This window comes from Bacillus sp. NS1 (assembly GCF_058248265.1).
Window position 1 is genome coordinate 532,712 of record NZ_JBZAZF010000002.1, and the last position, 16,495, is coordinate 549,206.

Sequence of the window (16,495 nt, forward strand, 5' to 3'; positions counted from 1 at the left end):
TGTAAGCGTTTATTCTACATAAGGGATTCCCTATAAAGTAAGAGACTCACTCCATCATTAGACTGAATTTTTGAAAAACAATAGAAATTTATTTCGGGTATCGATATAGTAAAGATGATAAAAACTGGAAAGGTGCTGGATATGGAGACATTTAAAAGACTAAAAATGTTTTATTGGCCGTACAGAAAAGTGTTTATGTGGTCGCTTCTGGCTATGCTTTTGATGACTGCGATTACTGTCGTATACCCGATTATCCTGCAAATTACGATTGATGAAATCGTACTGGGTAGGCAGTATCAGCTTGCAGCATGGGTTAGCTTAGGATTTATTGCGGTAATGGCCCTGAAAGGAACCGCCACTTTTTTTCATCAATATTTAGGTGATATGTTCGGAATCAAATCCGTTTATCGGCTGAGAAATGGCCTGTATGAAAAACTGCAGCGGCTTTCTTTTTCTTACTATGATAACGCGAAAACAGGAGATTTGATGTCCAGGCTGACAGCTGATGTTGAAGGGCTTCGTTTTTTCTTGTCATACGGTCTCGCTGAGCTCATTCGATTCGGCCTGCTGGTCGCCATCAGCCTGTCGGTCATGTTTTACTATTCTGTTTCACTTACGCTTGTAACAATAGCTGTTCTGCCATTTCTCGCTGTTGCTGTATATCAGTTTGACAAAAGGGTCCATCCTGCCTTTAGAGGCATCCGCAAATCGTTTGCGACACTCAATACAAAAGTTCAGGAAAATATCAGCGGCATCAATACGGTGAAATCTCTTTCCAGAGAAGATTTTCAGATCAGCACTTTCAATAAGGCTAATGCAGAATACAGGGCACAGTATTTACAAACATCATCCATTTGGTCTGCGTATTTCCCTTTAATGGAGTTCATCGGTAATATTTGTATTGTAGCTCTCCTCTCATATGGCGGCTACTTGGTCATGCAAAATCAGCTTAATCCCGGCGAGCTTGTCGCTTTTTTCAGTCTCGTCAATTATATGATGTGGCCGATTATGAACTTAGGCTTTGTAATCAATATGTTCTCGCAAGCAAAAGCATCAGGTGAACGCCTGCTGGAAATTCTGGAAAAAGAAGAAGACATCACAGACGCCGCTCACGCTTTGCATAAACAAAAATTAACCGGCAATGTCCATTTCGAAAATGTCTCTCTTGCATACGGAAAAGAACAAACAAACGCGCTGTGCAATGTAAGCTTTGAGGCAAGCAGCGGGAAGGTAATCGGACTATTGGGCCCGACAGGTTCAGGCAAAAGCTCAGTTACACAGCTCCTCACCAGATTTTACAGCCCTGTTGGCGGAATGATTACCATTGATCACAAACCCATCACAGATTATTCGTTAAAAACTCTTCGCTCCAATATCGGGGTCGTACTTCAAGAATCTTTTCTGTTTTCATCTACGATTCGATCAAACATTTCATACGGGAGGCCGGATGCCTCGATGGAAGACATTATCGAAGCGGCAAAAAGGGCGCAGGCTCACGACTTTATTATGGAGCTTCCAGATGGATATGACACGATGCTGGGAGAGAGGGGAATGGGGCTTTCCGGCGGACAGAAACAGCGTATCGCCATTGCGAGAGCCATTTGTTTGAACCCGAGCATTTTAATATTGGACGACGCCACAAGTGCAGTAGATATGCAAACGGAGCACAGCATACAGCTTGCCTTAAAAGAAGTCATGGAAAACCGCACAACCTTTATCATCGCTCACCGCATTTCTTCACTGAAACACGCCGATGAAATTCTCGTTTTTGATAAGGGGCGCATTTGTGAAAGGGGAACACATCAAGAGCTTCTTGAAAAAGGCGGCTATTATAAAAAAATTTACGATTTGCAATACCGTGATGTCAAATTGATCAATGAGCCGCATCAGGTCGGGTAGGGAGGGCCATATGAAACAAGCAAAAAAACAGGGAATTTTGGAGCGTTTCTATTATTCTTCAGATGAAATCATTGAAAAGCCGTTTAACTGGGCTCAAATGTGGCGGCTGCTGAGCTATGTCAAACCATATCGAAAAACAATTTTGCCGCTTGCTTTTCTCACCGTATTGATTGGGACTGCTGTAAAGCTTGTGATTCCTATTCTGATCGGCGTTTATGTTCTCGATCAAGCCATTACAGCGAGAAACTCGGAGCTGCTGATTCAGCTCATTTTCATTATTAGCGGTTTATATGTCCTCAATTATGCGGCCAATGTGTTAAGAATCAGGTGGATGAATCAGCTTGGCCAACATGTGATATACGATTTGCGGCAGCATTTATTTACCCATGTGCAGCGCTTATCCCACCGGTTTTTTGATCAGCGGTCGGCCGGGTCGATCTTGGTCAGGATTATGAATGATATTAACTCTCTTCAGGAGCTCTTTACAAGCGGAGTCATCAACTTATTGACGGACTTGCTGCTTCTGGCCGGCGTTATTATCATTTTGTTTACGCTGAGCCCTGAGCTGACTATCGCCATCATGGTGACACTGCCGATTATGTTTTTTATTTCAACAAGTCTCAGAAAAAAAATACGCCGCTCCTGGCAAACGGTGCGCCTTAAGCAATCAAAGCTCAATTCTCATCTGAACGAAAGCATTCAGGGCATCCGTGTCACACAGGCATTTACACAGGAAGAAGAAAACATGACGTATTTTGACGGTGTCAATCAGGAGAACTACAAATCATGGCGGGAAGCAACAAGAAAAAATGCCATGTTCCGTCCGCTGGTAGAAATGACGAATGCGATAGGAACGGCTGTTTTGATTTGGTATGGCGCCACACTCATTATGAATGAAACCATCACGATTGGCGTCTTCGTTTCTTTTGCCTTCTATCTAGGCATGTTTTGGGAACCTATTTCGAGACTGGGCCAGGTCTATAACCAGCTGTTAATGGGGATGGCATCATCAGAACGGATTTTTGAGTTTCTGGACGAACAGCCAAATGTCAAGGAGAAGCCGGATGCCATTCATAAGAAAAAGATAAGTGGGGAGATCAGTTTTGAAGAGGTTGAATTTTCCTATGATGAAAAACGAAAAGCCCTTCACGCGGTTTCCTTCGCTATCCCGGCGGGCTCGACGCTTGCGCTTGTCGGACATACGGGGAGCGGGAAAACGACGATCGCCAATTTAATCAGCCGTTTTTATGATGCCACGGGAGGCACCATTAAAATCGATGGCATTCCGATTAAGGATCTTTCTCTTGCCAGTCTGCGATCTCAGATCAGCATTGTGCTGCAAGATACATTTATTTTCTCGGGGACTATCATGGAAAATATTCGTTTTGGCCGGCCGGGTGCTTCAGACGAAGAAGTGGTGAAAGCAGCCCAAGCGGTCGGAGCGGATGAGTTTATTTCTTGTTTAGCAGAAGGATACAAAACAGAGGTGGAGGAAAGGGGCAGCGTACTGTCGGCCGGGCAGCGCCAGCTCATTTCCTTTGCAAGAGCATTGCTCGCCGATCCAGCTATTATCATCCTCGACGAAGCAACGGCAAGTATTGATACAGAGACGGAGGTGAAAATTCAGCAGGCGTTAAAAACGCTGCTGAAAGGGCGTACAGCAGTGATGATCGCCCACAGATTGTCCACGATCCGCGACGCCGACCGCATCATTGTTCTTGATCACGGTAAGAAGATGGAAGAAGGAAACCATGAGCAGCTGCTCTCTAAAGGGGGCATCTATGCCGGGCTTGTGAAAGCGCAATACAGCACAGCGATAGAATAATATAAAAAGCCTTCAGTTATATATTGAAGGCTTTTGGAAATTTACTAATAAAAAATGAAACTTTTTGATACTTCTCCCGTACTATTTGTTAGATATTCTCAAGGAGGTTTTATAATGGAAACAAATGTAGAAAAAAACGGCGGAATGGCGACTGAAAAGCCATCACTTTTTGGAGTGATCACAAGTCCGTCCGTTCAATTTGAAAGAATAAGAGAAAGACCGGCTGTATGGGGTCCGCTTTTTATTGTTGTAGCGATTATCATCATTGGCGCGGTGCTGCAATCACTCGGTACGGATTATAGTGAGCTTTTGAAAAGCGGGGACACTCAAGGGTTATCAGCTGAACAAATTGAAACTGTAGCAACGATTACCAAATTTGGAGGAATGGCAGGCGCTATATTCGGCGGTATTGCAGCGTTATTTATTGCCCCTCTTATTTATTGGCTCTGTGTAAAAATATCAGGCGGAGTTACGACATACAAAAAAATGCTTTCACTCGGTCTGTTTGTCTCTTTGATTAGCAGCCTTGGATTATTGGTTAACGGAATCGTTGCTTTTACGACTGATGTGAATCCCCTTTACAGCACGACGTCACTGGCAGGGGTTATCCCATCTGACGGGGCTCTTGCCAGTGTGTTAAATACCTTTGAGATATTTAGCATATGGAGCTATGTATTATTAGCAATCGGACTTCACAAAACAGGTGGCATCTCAAAAAAAGCAGGATGGATTTCAGTGATTGTTCTTTTCGGGATTCTGGTCTTATTTTCGTTCTTTTCAGGTTTAATCAACTCTGTGGCGGGTGCATAAACTCATGAAAAAAGTCTGGATCGGAATTGGAATCGCCGTTTTAGTCGCTCTATTTATTGGAATGAATATTTACCGGTCTGCCGCTCCGACAAGCGGCAGTGCCGGGCAGGAGTTTCAGACGGGAAGCCTCGAAGAAAAAGAAATGTCGTCAACGGTTATGGTTCCCGGCACACTTAAATTTTCAAATGAACAGTATGTGTTTTATGAAGCAGATAAAGGGACATTAGAAGACATTAAAGTGAAGGAAGGCGATAAAGTTAAAAAGGGCACGCCTTTGGTCACCTATACAAATGAGCAGCTGAGCCTCGAAAAAGAACAGAACCAGTTAACGGCTGAATCGAACCAGCTTCAAATTGCCCAAATTCAAGAAAAGTTAAAAGCCTTAGACAGCAAAGAAAAAGAACTGGCAAAACAGGTTGGAAAGAAAGAAGCAGCAAAACAAATTGAATCTGAGCGGACGGACCTTCAAATGCAGGAAAAAACCGCTGAGATCGATTTAAAACAAACCGAGCTTCAGCGGCAGTCACTTTCCAATCGGGTGTCAGATCTTCAAGTGAAAAGCGAGATCGAAGGCACCGTTATTTCTGTCAACCAAGAAGCTGCATCGAAAAAATCAGATATTCAAGAGCCTGTCATACATATCGGCAACCCGAAAGACCTTGTCGTTTCAGGGAAATTGTCTGAATACGATACACTGAAAGTGAAAAAAGGCCAGAAGGTCACACTCACTTCAGATGTAATTCAGGGTAAAACATGGAAAGGCACAGTTTCCGCAGTCGGACTTGTTCCGGATCAGCAGGAAAGCACTGCGGCACAAGGAACAGAACAAGCAGTCCAATACCCCCTTCAAGTGAAAATAAAAGGGAAACTTCCAGAAGGAAAGCCCGGCTTTAAATTCATCATGAATATAGAAACAGATAAGCGGAAAGCAAATACGCTTCCTTCAAAGGCTGTCAAAAAAGAAGATGATCAATATTATGTGTATACAGTAAAAGACGGAAAAGCAAAACGAATTGATGTCAAAATTGGTGAAGTAACAGATGATCTGACAGAAATTAAAGAGGGACTTTCTCAAGATGATCAAGTCATTTTGAATCCTTCTGATCAGGTGACAGATGGAACGGAAGTGAAAGCATAAATGATTCAGCTTTCTAATGTGCGAAAAAGTTACCAGATCGGCAGGGAAACGTTCGATGTTCTCCATTCTATTGATTTGATCATTCATCAAGGAGAATATGTCTCGATTATGGGGCCGTCAGGGTCAGGGAAATCGACGATCATGAACATTATCGGATGTCTTGACCGGCCGACTTCCGGTACGTATAAATTAGACGGCGAAGATATTTCTTCATATAAAGATAAAGAATTAGCGGCAGTCCGTAACCGGTCTATCGGTTTTGTATTTCAGCAATTTCAGCTTCTTCCGCGGCTGAACGCAAAAAAAAATGTTGAGCTGCCGATGATTTATTCCGGCATAGGCAAAAAAGAACGGCAGGAGCGGGCTGAGAGAGCGTTGGAAAAGGTCGGGTTAGCCGATCGGATGCTCCACATGCCCAATGAGCTATCGGGCGGACAGAAGCAACGAGTTGCAATTGCGAGGGCGATCGTGAATGAGCCAAAATTAATTTTAGCTGATGAACCGACCGGCGCGCTGGATACGAAAACAAGCGCGGCGATTATGGATCAATTTACAGCATTAAATGCTGAGGGAACCACAATCGTTCTTGTTACTCACGAGCCGGAAGTTGCAGATTGCACGAAGCGTATCGTCATGGTGCGTGACGGAAACATTGTTCCTGCCAACTCCGGACAAAGGAGTGTGGGAGAATGAGCCTGTTAGAAAACATCAGAATGGCTCTAAGTTCTGTCCTTGCCCATAAAATGCGTTCTGTTTTAACGATGCTAGGCATTATCATTGGCGTAGGCTCTGTCATTGTTGTCGTTGCGGTAGGGCAGGGCGGAGAGCAAATGCTGAAGCAGTCGATCAGCGGCCCGGGAAATACCGTAGAGCTGTACTATATGCCAAGCGATGAGGAGCTTGCAAGCAATCCGAACGCCTTAGCAGAATCTACTTTTACAGAAAACGATATTAAAGGTTTAAAAGAGATAGAGGGCATCAAACAAGTCGTTGCCTCGACTTCTCAAAGTATGACAGCGCGTTATCATGAGGAAGAAACCGATGTTACGATTAACGGAATAAACGATGGATACATGAAAGTCAATTCTTTAGAAATCGAAAGCGGCAGAACCTTTACCGACAATGATTTTCTTGCGGGGAAAAGAGCCGGAGTCATCTCACAAAAGATGGCTGAAGAGCTGTTTGATAAAACCTCCCCTCTCGGTGAAGTTATCTGGATCAACGGACAGCCTGTCGAAATTATCGGCGTGCTGAAAAAAGAAACCGGCTTGCTTTCTTTTGGTTTGAGTGAAATGTATGTGCCCTTTAATATGATGAAATCCTCTTTTGGCACAAGTGATTTCAGTAATGTATCATTGCAAGTCGAATCAGCAGACGACATAAAATCAGCTGGAAAGGAAGCGGCACAGCTGGTAAATGACAATCATGGCACAGAGGATTCGTACCAAGTGATGAACATGGAAGAAATCGCTGCCGGAATTGGCAAAGTAACGGCGATTATGACGACGATTATCGGCTCAATTGCTGGGATCTCTCTTTTGGTCGGCGGGATCGGTGTCATGAATATTATGCTCGTATCAGTCACGGAGCGGACGCGGGAAATCGGAATCAGAAAATCACTCGGTGCGACGAGGGGGCAGATTCTGACTCAGTTTTTAATTGAATCAGTCGTATTGACGCTTATCGGCGGACTGATTGGGATTGGAATCGGATACGGAGGGGCCACGCTTGTTTCTGCTATTGCGGGCTGGCCGTCGCTCATATCCTGGCAGGTGGTATGCGGGGGCGTGCTGTTCAGTATGCTCATTGGTGTTATTTTCGGCATGCTTCCTGCAAATAAAGCCGCAAAGCTTGATCCGATTGAAGCACTGCGTTATGAGTAACCTCATGCAATATGCATGAGGTTTTTTATGTCTAATGACTTCTACTATGAATATAAAAGACTTTTTTCATTAAAATAAGAAGAAAATGTCGTACAATTGTCCTTATTTTTGTCGAATTTACAGTTTACAAACCCTATAGACATACGTTAATATGGATAAACGTGAAAGATTTTGATAGTTATTGAATGAATTTGAATGATTTTAGTTGCCTAAACTGAAAATAGCGTTTACAATGAAATTGTATTCAAAATGAATACGTTTTCATTAGGAGGTGAAGCATGCTAACTCCTGAACGGCATCAATTGATTATTGATCAAATAGAAAAGTATGATGTGGTAAAAATTCAAGAGCTCATAAATCTGACAAATGCTTCTGAATCAACAATCAGAAGAGATTTATCGACACTTGAAGAACGCGGTTTTTTAAAGCGTGTTCATGGGGGAGCCGCCAAGCTTTCCGATATCAGACTTGAACCCGATATGCTTGAAAAATCATCCAAAAACCTTCACGACAAATTGAAGATTGCTGAAAAAGCAGCTTCACTGTTAGAAGAGGGGGATTGTATTTACCTTGATGCAGGCACGACGACTTTGCACATGATTGATTTTATGGATAAAAGCAAGGATATTGTCGTTGTCACAAACGGGGTGATGCATATCGAAGCATTAGTAAGGAAAGAAATTTCTTTTTATCTGCTTGGAGGATACGTAAAGCACAGAACGGGCGCGGTTATTGGAGGCGCTTCACTGATTGCCATGGATCAGTACAGATTCGACAAGAGTTTTCTGGGGACAAACGGTGTCCATACAGAGGCTGGCTTCACAACGCCGGACCCTGATGAGGCTCTTTTAAAACAGAAAGCTGTCAAACAGGCAAAACACGCTTACGTCTTAGCAGACCCTTCGAAATTCGGAGAAATTTCATTTTCGGCATTCGCCGGAATAGGCGACGCAACAATCATAACGACTGACGCTGAAGAGCTTACATTCGATAATTACCAAGAAAAAACTGTCGTAAAGGTAGTGAAACCATGATTTACACTGTAACACTTAATCCATCTGTCGATTATATTGTTCACGTTGAAGATTTTACTGTAGGAGGCCTGAACCGTTCCGCATACGATACAAAGTATCCAGGGGGCAAAGGCATCAACGTATCGAGACTGCTGAAAAGACACCATGTACCGTCTAAAGCGCTCGGATTCGTCGGCGGATTTACCGGAGAATATATCAAAACATTTTTGCGGGAAGAAAACCTGGAAACAGCTTTTTCTGAAGTAAAAGGAGATACCCGTATCAATGTAAAGCTGAAAACTGGTGATGAAACTGAAATTAACGGGCAGGGACCGACAATTTCAGATGAAGATTTCAAAGCCTTTTTAGAACAGTTCCAATCTCTGCAAGAAGGAGATATCGTCGTCCTTGCGGGAAGTATTCCATCTTCACTGCCTCATGATACGTATGAAAAAATCGCAGAGGCCTGCAAACAGCAGAACGCACGAGTTGTGCTGGATATCTCAGGCGAGGCGCTTTTGAAAGCGACAGAAATGAAACCGTTTTTGATGAAACCAAACCATCATGAGCTTGGAGAAATGTTCGGCACGACAATTACATCTGTTGAAGAAGCCGTTCCTTATGGGAAAAAGCTTGTAGAACAAGGCGCTGAACATGTAATCGTATCCATGGCCGGAGACGGAGCGCTTCTGTTTACGAACGAAGCTGTTTATTTTGCTAACGTGCCAAAAGGGAAATTGGTAAACTCAGTCGGAGCGGGAGATTCCGTTGTTGCAGGGTTCCTTGCCGGTATTTCCAAACAGCTGCCGCTTGAGGAAGCCTTCCGCTTAGGAGTTACATCAGGCAGCGCTACCGCGTTCTCTGAAGAACTTGGAACAGAAGAATTTGTCCATCAGCTTCTTCCTGAAGTTAAGGTCACACGTATATAGAGGAGGAAACAAAAGTGAAAATAACTGAGCTTTTAACGAAGCATACGATAAAGCTTAATATAGAGAGCAAAGAAAAAGAAAATGTTATTGACGAAATGGTCACTGTTCTTGATAAGGCTGGAAAGTTAAATGACCGACAAGCCTACAAAGAAGCCATTTTAAATCGCGAGAGCCAAAGCTCAACGGGTATTGGTGAAGGAATCGCTATCCCGCATGCGAAAACAGCAAGCGTTATCAACCCGGCGATCGCGTTCGGACGTTCAAAAGACGGTGTCGATTATGAATCATTAGACGGACAGCCGGCTCATTTGGTATTCATGATTGCGGCGACTGAAGGCGCAAACAACACTCACCTTGAAGCATTGTCAAGACTTTCAACGCTGTTAATGCGTGAAGAAATCCGCAAGCAGCTCCTTGAAGCTGAGTCTGAAGATGCCATCATCGACATTATTAACCAGCACGATAAGGATGATGACGAAGAGGAAGAGGAAGAAGAAGCGGCACCAGCACCTGCCGGAAAAGGAAAAATCCTAGCCGTGACCGCGTGTCCGACAGGTATTGCACACACATTCATGGCTGCGGATGCCCTTAAAGAAAAAGCGAAAGAGCTTGGTGTGGACATAAAGGTTGAAACAAACGGTTCAAGCGGCATTAAGCACAAGCTGACAGCCCAAGAAATTGAAGATGCACCTGCAATCATTGTCGCAGCGGACAAGCAGGTTGAAATGGAGCGCTTTAAAGGCAAGCGCGTACTTCAAGTACCTGTTACAGCAGGTATCAGACGCCCGCAAGAGCTTATCGAAAAAGCGATGAATCAAGATGCGCCGGTTTATCAAGGCAGCGGCGGTTCTTCAGCTTCAAACGATGGAGATGAAGCGAGCGGAAAATCTGGCAGCAGCATCGGAAGCGCGTTTTATAAGCATCTGATGAGCGGTGTCAGCAACATGCTTCCGTTCGTAGTCGGCGGCGGTATCCTCGTTGCGATTTCATTCTTCTGGGGAATTAACTCTTCCAACCCGGATGATCCTACTTACAATACATTTGCTGCAGCTCTTAAGTTTATCGGCGGTGACAATGCATTAGGATTAATTGTGGCTGTTCTTGCCGGATTCATCGCAATGAGTATTGCAGACCGTCCTGGTTTTGCGCCTGGTATGGTCGGCGGATTTATGGCTACTCAAGCAAATGCTGGATTTTTAGGCGGATTAATTGCCGGATTCCTGGCTGGTTATATCGTTGTTCTTTTGAAAAAAGCATTCGTTTTTATTCCGCAGTCACTTGACGGACTAAAACCTGTATTAATTTATCCGCTTCTTGGTATTTTCTTAACTGGTATTATCATGCGTTTCGTTGTGAATACACCAGTAGCAGCATTTATGGATTTCTTAACAAACTGGCTTGAAAGCCTTGGTACTGGCAACCTTGTATTAATGGGTATTATCTTGGGCGGTATGATGGCGATCGATATGGGCGGTCCGCTTAATAAAGCAGCCTTTACGTTCGGTATCGCGATGATCGATGCAGGCAACTATGCGCCTCATGCAGCGATTATGGCCGGCGGTATGGTTCCTCCGCTTGGTATCGCACTTGCAACAACAATTTTCCGAAACAAGTTCTCTCAGCGAGACCGTGAAGCGGGTATTACATGCTACTTCATGGGTGCTGCTTTCGTAACAGAGGGAGCGATCCCGTTTGCTGCAGCTGATCCGCTTCGCGTCATTCCAGCTGCTGTCGTTGGTGCAGCTGTTGCCGGCGGATTAACTGAATTCTTCCGTGTAACGCTTCCGGCACCTCACGGAGGAGTGTTCGTAGCCTTCATCACTAACCATCCGCTGCTTTACTTATTAAGCATCGTGATCGGTGCTGTCGTGATGGCAATTATCCTAGGTATCGTTAAAAAACCTGTAACAGAGAAATAAGAAAAAAAGCGTCCTGATTCAAAAGGACGCTTTTTCTTTATCCTGCTCGCTGGAGCGCGGTTAAGTTATGTATTTTATTATCTTTTATGATAAAGTAAAAGAAGGGAAACAACTGACATAGCAACCGTCTAGGAGGAAACACTTTGACCGAAGAAAAAAACACGAAAACTGAAAAAACGGCGAAGAAAAAAACCAATACGTACTTGGAATGGGGAAAAGCGATTGTCATTGCTGTTTTGCTGGCTCTCCTGATCCGTCACTTTTTGTTTGAGCCTTATTTAGTTGAAGGTTCATCGATGTATCCCACATTACATGATGGAGAAAGGCTGTTTGTGAATAAAACAGTCAACTATATCGGCGAGCTGGAACGTGGAGATATCGTTATTATCAACGGTGAGACTTCGAAAATCCATTATGTAAAAAGATTGATCGGAAAGCCTGGAGAAACCGTTCAAATGAAGGATGACACGCTTTATATAAACGGAAAAAAAGTAGCCGAGCCTTACTTGTCTAAAAACAAAAAGGAAGCAGAAAAACTTGGTGTCAGTCTGACAGGCGATTTTGGACCGGTTAAGGTTCCAAAAGGCAAATATTTTGTCATGGGAGATAACCGGCTGAATTCAATGGACAGTCGAAATGGGCTGGGACTGATTGCGGAAGACCGGATTGTCGGCACATCGAAGTTTGTCTTTTTCCCGTTTAACGAAATGCGTCAAACAAAATAAAAACGCCTTGCTGGCCTTTGGACAGCAGGCGTTTTTTATTTTGAAAAAGAAGCGACCAATGCAATGCATAATACAGTTATGAACACTGAACCGATAATGGCCAGCACACTGAAGAAAAGGTGAACCTGTTTGTTCTCTTTTCCGCGTTTTTCTAAAAGTCGTTTAGAAAAAATGTGCGAAAATATGTAAATAAGAGCTATCCCTATATATAAGCCGATATCTTTGGCGGTAAAGCCTGTTACGGCAAGGTAAAAGCCCGTAAAAAAGATCAATAAGCAGTATTCAGTAAGTGTTAAAAGCCTCAACGTGTTCCTCCATGAGAGTGTGTAATTTTCCAGCCGGATGCATTCTCTCTGTTTAATTGTAACATAGCGGGCCGGTTTGAGTGTATAAGTGTTTTCTCCCTTGTTTTATCAGGGAATCATTTCTCTTGCCTTGCATTCATGGTATACTTTTATTGATGATAGACATGATGGAGGATAATAAATGATTGCTGTAAATAATGTAAGCTTGCGGTTTGCGGATCGCAAGTTATTTGAAGATGTTAATATTAAATTTACCCCGGGCAACTGCTATGGGTTAATTGGTGCAAATGGTGCCGGTAAATCAACGTTTCTGAAAGTTCTCTCAGGCGAAATCGAGCCTCAGACAGGCGATGTTCATATGAGTCCTGGCGAGCGTCTTGCCATCTTGAAGCAGAACCATTTTGAGTACGAAGAGTATGAAGTGCTGAAAGTGGTTATTATGGGCCACAAACGCCTGTATGAAGTCATGCAGGAGAAAGACGCTATTTACATGAAGCCTGATTTCTCAGACGAGGATGGAATTCGTGCTGCTGAGCTCGAAGGTGAATTTGCGGAGCTGAACGGATGGGAAGCGGAAAGTGAAGCTGCGATCCTTTTAAAAGGCCTTGGTATTTCAGAAGACCTTCATACGAAGAAGATGGAAGACCTTGGTGGTTCAGAGAAAGTAAAGGTGCTCTTGGCACAGGCATTATTCGGCAAGCCGGATGTTTTGCTGCTTGATGAGCCGACGAACCACTTGGACCTTCAGGCGATTCAGTGGCTGGAAGAGTTTCTGATTAACTTCGAAAACACTGTTATTGTCGTATCCCATGACCGTCACTTTTTAAATAAAGTGTGTACGCACATTGCTGACCTTGATTTTAACAAAATCCAAATCTATGTCGGAAACTATGATTTCTGGTACGAATCAAGCCAACTGGCGTTAAAGCTTTCTCAAGAAGCGAACAAGAAAAAAGAAGAGCAAATTAAACAGCTTCAAGAGTTTGTAGCTAGATTCAGCGCCAATGCGTCTAAATCTAAGCAGGCTACATCAAGAAAGAAACTTCTCGAAAAAATTACGTTGGATGATATTAAACCATCTTCCCGCCGATATCCTTATGTTAACTTTACACCAGAAAGGGAAATCGGAAATGATGTTCTTCGGGTGGAAGGCTTAACGAAAACAATCGATGGCGTAAAGGTGCTTGACAATGTCAGCTTTATTATGAATAGAGAAGATAAAATTGCTTTCACTGGCCGCAATGAATTGGCTGTTACTACGCTGTTTAAAATCATTTCCGGGGAAATGGAAGCTGACAGCGGAACATTTAAATGGGGCGTTACAACTTCTCAAGCATATTTTCCAAAAGACAACAGCGAATATTTCGAAGGCAGTGATCTGAATCTTGTAGACTGGCTTCGTCAATATTCTCCTCATGACCAAAGTGAGAGCTTTTTACGCGGATTCTTAGGACGGATGCTGTTCTCCGGAGAAGAAGTCCACAAAAAAGCAAACGTACTATCCGGGGGAGAAAAGGTTCGCTGTATGCTGTCGAAAGCGATGCTTTCTGGCGCCAATATTTTAATTTTAGATGAGCCGACCAACCATTTAGACTTAGAATCCATTACGGCGCTCAATAATGGCTTAATCAGCTTTAAAGGCGCTATGCTGTTTACATCCCATGACCATCAATTTGTACAGACAATTGCCAACAGAATTATAGAAATTACACCTAACGGCATCGTCGATAAGCAAATGAGCTATGATGAGTTCCTTGAAAATGCCGATGTGCAGAAAAAACTGGCTGAACTATACGCGTAATAAAAAAAGCAGAGATACCTCTGCTTTTTTTGATACATAGAGTTGAAAGGAGATCACAGCATGAAATTTTTAGTTGTCGGAGCAGGAGGAGTAGGCGGGTATATTGGCGGCCGGCTTGCAGAGAAAGGAAATGATGTGACATTTCTCGTACGCCAAAAAAGAGCTAAACAGTTAAAAGAAACCGGGCTTGTCATCCATAGTGAAAATGGGGATGTATCATTTCAGCCTGCATTAATCAGTGCCGGAAAAACAGGGCATTTTGACGTCGTTATCATCGCTTCTAAAGCATATTCACTTGATCAGGTGATAGAAGATGTCAAACCGTTTATCGATCGTGAATCTGTCATTATCCCTTTCTTAAATGGGTATCGCCACTACGAGCAGCTGTTTACGGCATTTTCGAAAGAACAGGTGCTGGGCGGTTTGTGTTTTATAGAAAGTGCTCTAGACAACAAGGGAGAAATTCATCATACGAGCGCATCGCATCGTTTTGTATTCGGAGAGTGGAATGGTAAGCGTACGGAACGAATAACAGCGCTTGAAGAGGCGTTTTCAGGCGTGAAGGCAGAAGTCATCATCAGCGGGCATATCGAGAAGGACATTTGGAAAAAGTATCTGTTTATTGCGGCGCAATCGGGGATTACAACGTTATTTCAAAGGCCGCTTGGCCCGATCCTCGAAACAGAAGGCGGACGTCACACGGCTCAAACTCTTATTGGAGAGATTGGCTCTATTTTGCGAAAAGACGGCGTTCCGGCTGATCCGAATCTTGAGGAAGAGAGCTTCCGGACGATGTTAAGCATGTCTTATCATATGAAGTCCTCCATGCTTCGTGACATGGAAAACGGACAAACGACTGAAGGCGACCACCTGCACGGCTTTTTGCTTGAAAAAGCAAAGCGTTTATCTCTTTCGGCACCTATATTAGAAACGGTTTATGCCAATCTGCAAATGTATGAAGCAGAAAAATAAAAAGGAGGCGAAAAGCCTCCTTTTGTTTATTAAAAAGCCCAATTTCCGTTTCTGAAGATAGGCTCTCTTTTACCGTCTGCTGTAATTCCGTCAATATTCATATCCTTAGAACCAACCATAAAGTCCACGTGTGCGATGCTTTCATTTAAGCCTTCTTTGACAAGCTCCTCACGAGACATTTGCTTTCCACCTTCAATGTTAAAGGCATAGGCACTTCCGATCGCCAAATGATTTGACGCATTTTCATCAAACAATGTGTTATAGAAAAGAATATTAGATTGTGATATAGGCGAATCGTAAGGCACAAGCGCCACTTCACCTAAATAGTGAGAACCTTCATCTGTTTCCACCAGTTCTTTTAAAATGTCCTCACCTTTTTCGGCTTTAATGTCTATTATGCGGCCATTTTCAAACGTGAGAGTGAAGTTTTCGATAATATTTCCGCCGTAGCTTAGCGGTTTTGTACTCGATACGACTCCGTCGACCCCGTCTTTTTGAGGCAGTGTAAATACTTCTTCTGTCGGCATGTTGGCCATAAACTCATGACCGCTTTCATTCACGCTTCCCGCGCCTGCCCAAACATGCTTTTTAGGCAGCTTAATGGTTAAATCAGTTCCTGCTGCTTGATAATGTAAAGCAGCATAATGTCTCTCGTTCAAATGGTCAACTTTTTCATGAAGATTTTGATCGTGATTAATCCACGCTTGAACCGGGTTGTCTTCGTTTACGCGCGTCGCTTTAAAAATTTCTTCCCACAGAAGCTGAATCGCTTCCTCCCCAGATTTGCCAGGAAAAACTTTTTGAGCCCAGCCCGCTGATGCCGCACCTACGACAGTCCAGCTGACTTTGTCCGATTGAATATATTGTCTGTATGTATGTAATGCCTTGCCTGCTGCTTTTTGAAAGGCAGCAATCCGTTTGGAATCTACACCTTTTAGTAAGTCTGGGTTTGACGACACAACAGAGATGAAAGCGGCTCCTTTTTTAGCAAGCTCTTCTCTGCCTTTTGCTTCCCATTCAGGGTATTCTTCAAAAGCTTCAAACGGCGCAAGTTCATATTTTAATTTGGCAACTTCGTCATCCTGCCAATTTACCGTGACATTTTTTGCGCCTTTTTCATACGCATGTTTCACAATTAAGCGGACAAAATCCCGTACGTCTGTTGAAGCATTTACGACTACATACTGGCCTTTTTGGACGTTTACGCCGACCTCTACCGCCAGCTGCGCATATGTATTTAATTTCTGTGAAAATGAATCCATAAATGATTCCTCCT

The 16,495-nt window shown here is 43.5% G+C and carries 14 protein-coding genes; 12 read left to right on the forward strand and 2 right to left on the reverse strand.

The window, feature by feature from the left end; all coding sequences use genetic code 11:
- Positions 1-141 precede the first annotated feature (141 nt).
- From AC4CV5_RS08305 to sipT, 10 genes are all read left to right on the forward strand, one after another.
- Positions 142-1,899 carry an ABC transporter ATP-binding protein gene (locus tag AC4CV5_RS08305; RefSeq protein ID WP_019714248.1) on the forward strand — a complete coding sequence of 586 codons (1,758 nt, stop codon included), beginning with the start codon at positions 142-144 and terminating at the stop codon, positions 1,897-1,899.
- A 10-nt stretch (positions 1,900-1,909) separates the two neighbouring features.
- Positions 1,910-3,724 (forward strand): ABC transporter ATP-binding protein, encoded by a 1,815-nt coding sequence (locus tag AC4CV5_RS08310; RefSeq protein WP_166853280.1) that lies wholly within the window; start codon positions 1,910-1,912, stop codon positions 3,722-3,724.
- A gap of 114 nt (positions 3,725-3,838) precedes the next feature.
- Complete coding sequence (yknW, locus tag AC4CV5_RS08315) at positions 3,839-4,534, forward strand: YknW family membrane protein (RefSeq protein WP_326220619.1); 696 nt, start codon at positions 3,839-3,841, stop codon at positions 4,532-4,534.
- Positions 4,535-4,538: 4 nt separating this feature from the next.
- Entirely contained in the window at positions 4,539-5,672 is a 1,134-nt protein-coding gene (locus tag AC4CV5_RS08320; protein WP_490922450.1) for an efflux RND transporter periplasmic adaptor subunit, read from the forward strand.
- Positions 5,673-6,365 carry an ABC transporter ATP-binding protein YknY gene (gene yknY / locus AC4CV5_RS08325; RefSeq protein ID WP_166853276.1) on the forward strand — a complete coding sequence of 231 codons (693 nt, stop codon included), beginning with the start codon at positions 5,673-5,675 and terminating at the stop codon, positions 6,363-6,365.
- A complete protein-coding gene (gene skiZ, locus AC4CV5_RS08330) occupies positions 6,362-7,555 on the forward strand; it encodes a sporulation-delaying-protein transporter subunit SkiZ (protein WP_166853275.1) in 1,194 nt (397 codons plus the stop codon). Before yknY ends, skiZ begins: the two co-directional genes overlap by 4 nt.
- A gap of 278 nt (positions 7,556-7,833) precedes the next feature.
- Positions 7,834-8,589, forward strand: coding sequence for a DeoR/GlpR family DNA-binding transcription regulator (locus AC4CV5_RS08335; protein WP_166853274.1), 756 nt, complete (start codon positions 7,834-7,836; stop codon positions 8,587-8,589).
- Positions 8,586-9,497 carry a 1-phosphofructokinase gene (pfkB, locus tag AC4CV5_RS08340; RefSeq protein ID WP_166853273.1) on the forward strand — a complete coding sequence of 304 codons (912 nt, stop codon included), beginning with the start codon at positions 8,586-8,588 and terminating at the stop codon, positions 9,495-9,497. The genes AC4CV5_RS08335 and pfkB overlap by 4 nt, the downstream gene beginning before the upstream one ends.
- A gap of 14 nt (positions 9,498-9,511) precedes the next feature.
- The gene (locus tag AC4CV5_RS08345; protein ID WP_166853271.1) at positions 9,512-11,416 is read left to right on the forward strand and encodes a PTS fructose transporter subunit IIABC; all 1,905 of its coding nucleotides are present in this window, start codon (positions 9,512-9,514) and stop codon (positions 11,414-11,416) included.
- 143 nt (positions 11,417-11,559) lie between these two features.
- Entirely contained in the window at positions 11,560-12,141 is a 582-nt protein-coding gene (sipT, locus tag AC4CV5_RS08350; protein ID WP_166853270.1) for a signal peptidase I sipT, read from the forward strand.
- A 35-nt stretch (positions 12,142-12,176) separates the two neighbouring features.
- Here the strand turns inward: sipT and AC4CV5_RS08355 are convergent, their stop codons facing one another.
- Positions 12,177-12,446 (reverse strand): hypothetical protein, encoded by a 270-nt coding sequence (locus tag AC4CV5_RS08355; RefSeq protein ID WP_003232345.1) that lies wholly within the window; start codon positions 12,444-12,446, stop codon positions 12,177-12,179.
- Positions 12,447-12,627: 181 nt separating this feature from the next.
- Here AC4CV5_RS08355 and AC4CV5_RS08360 point away from each other — a divergent pair, with 181 nt between their 5' ends.
- Together AC4CV5_RS08360 and AC4CV5_RS08365 are read left to right on the forward strand one after the other, a co-directional pair.
- Positions 12,628-14,247 (forward strand): ABC-F family ATP-binding cassette domain-containing protein, encoded by a 1,620-nt coding sequence (locus tag AC4CV5_RS08360; RefSeq protein ID WP_014113645.1) that lies wholly within the window; start codon positions 12,628-12,630, stop codon positions 14,245-14,247.
- Between the two features lie 60 nt (positions 14,248-14,307).
- On the forward strand, positions 14,308-15,219 hold the full coding sequence (locus AC4CV5_RS08365) for a ketopantoate reductase family protein (protein ID WP_166853266.1): 912 nt from the start codon (positions 14,308-14,310) through the stop codon (positions 15,217-15,219).
- Between the two features lie 29 nt (positions 15,220-15,248).
- On the opposite strand, the gene AC4CV5_RS08370 is transcribed toward AC4CV5_RS08365, so the two are convergent.
- Positions 15,249-16,481, reverse strand: a complete 1,233-nt coding sequence (locus AC4CV5_RS08370) for an aminopeptidase (protein WP_490922453.1) — start codon at positions 16,479-16,481, stop codon at positions 15,249-15,251.
- Between the last annotated feature and the right edge of the window lie 14 nt (positions 16,482-16,495).

Excerpts from the sequence above, each read along its gene's own strand:
- AC4CV5_RS08310 (WP_166853280.1), top strand. The coding sequence starts at position 1,910 with ATGAAACAAGCAAAAAAACAGGGAATTTTGGAGCGTTTCTATTATTCT.
- yknY (WP_166853276.1), top strand. The coding sequence starts at position 5,673 with ATGATTCAGCTTTCTAATGTGCGAAAAAGTTACCAGATCGGCAGGGAA.
- AC4CV5_RS08360 (WP_014113645.1), top strand. The coding sequence starts at position 12,628 with ATGATTGCTGTAAATAATGTAAGCTTGCGGTTTGCGGATCGCAAGTTA.
- pfkB (WP_166853273.1), top strand. The coding sequence starts at position 8,586 with ATGATTTACACTGTAACACTTAATCCATCTGTCGATTATATTGTTCAC.
- yknW (WP_326220619.1), top strand. The coding sequence starts at position 3,839 with ATGGAAACAAATGTAGAAAAAAACGGCGGAATGGCGACTGAAAAGCCA.
- AC4CV5_RS08370 (WP_490922453.1), bottom strand. The coding sequence starts at position 16,481 with ATGGATTCATTTTCACAGAAATTAAATACATATGCGCAGCTGGCGGTA.
- skiZ (WP_166853275.1), top strand. The coding sequence starts at position 6,362 with ATGAGCCTGTTAGAAAACATCAGAATGGCTCTAAGTTCTGTCCTTGCC.
- AC4CV5_RS08305 (WP_019714248.1), top strand. The coding sequence starts at position 142 with ATGGAGACATTTAAAAGACTAAAAATGTTTTATTGGCCGTACAGAAAA.
- AC4CV5_RS08320 (WP_490922450.1), top strand. The coding sequence starts at position 4,539 with ATGAAAAAAGTCTGGATCGGAATTGGAATCGCCGTTTTAGTCGCTCTA.
- AC4CV5_RS08365 (WP_166853266.1), top strand. The coding sequence starts at position 14,308 with ATGAAATTTTTAGTTGTCGGAGCAGGAGGAGTAGGCGGGTATATTGGC.
- AC4CV5_RS08335 (WP_166853274.1), top strand. The coding sequence starts at position 7,834 with ATGCTAACTCCTGAACGGCATCAATTGATTATTGATCAAATAGAAAAG.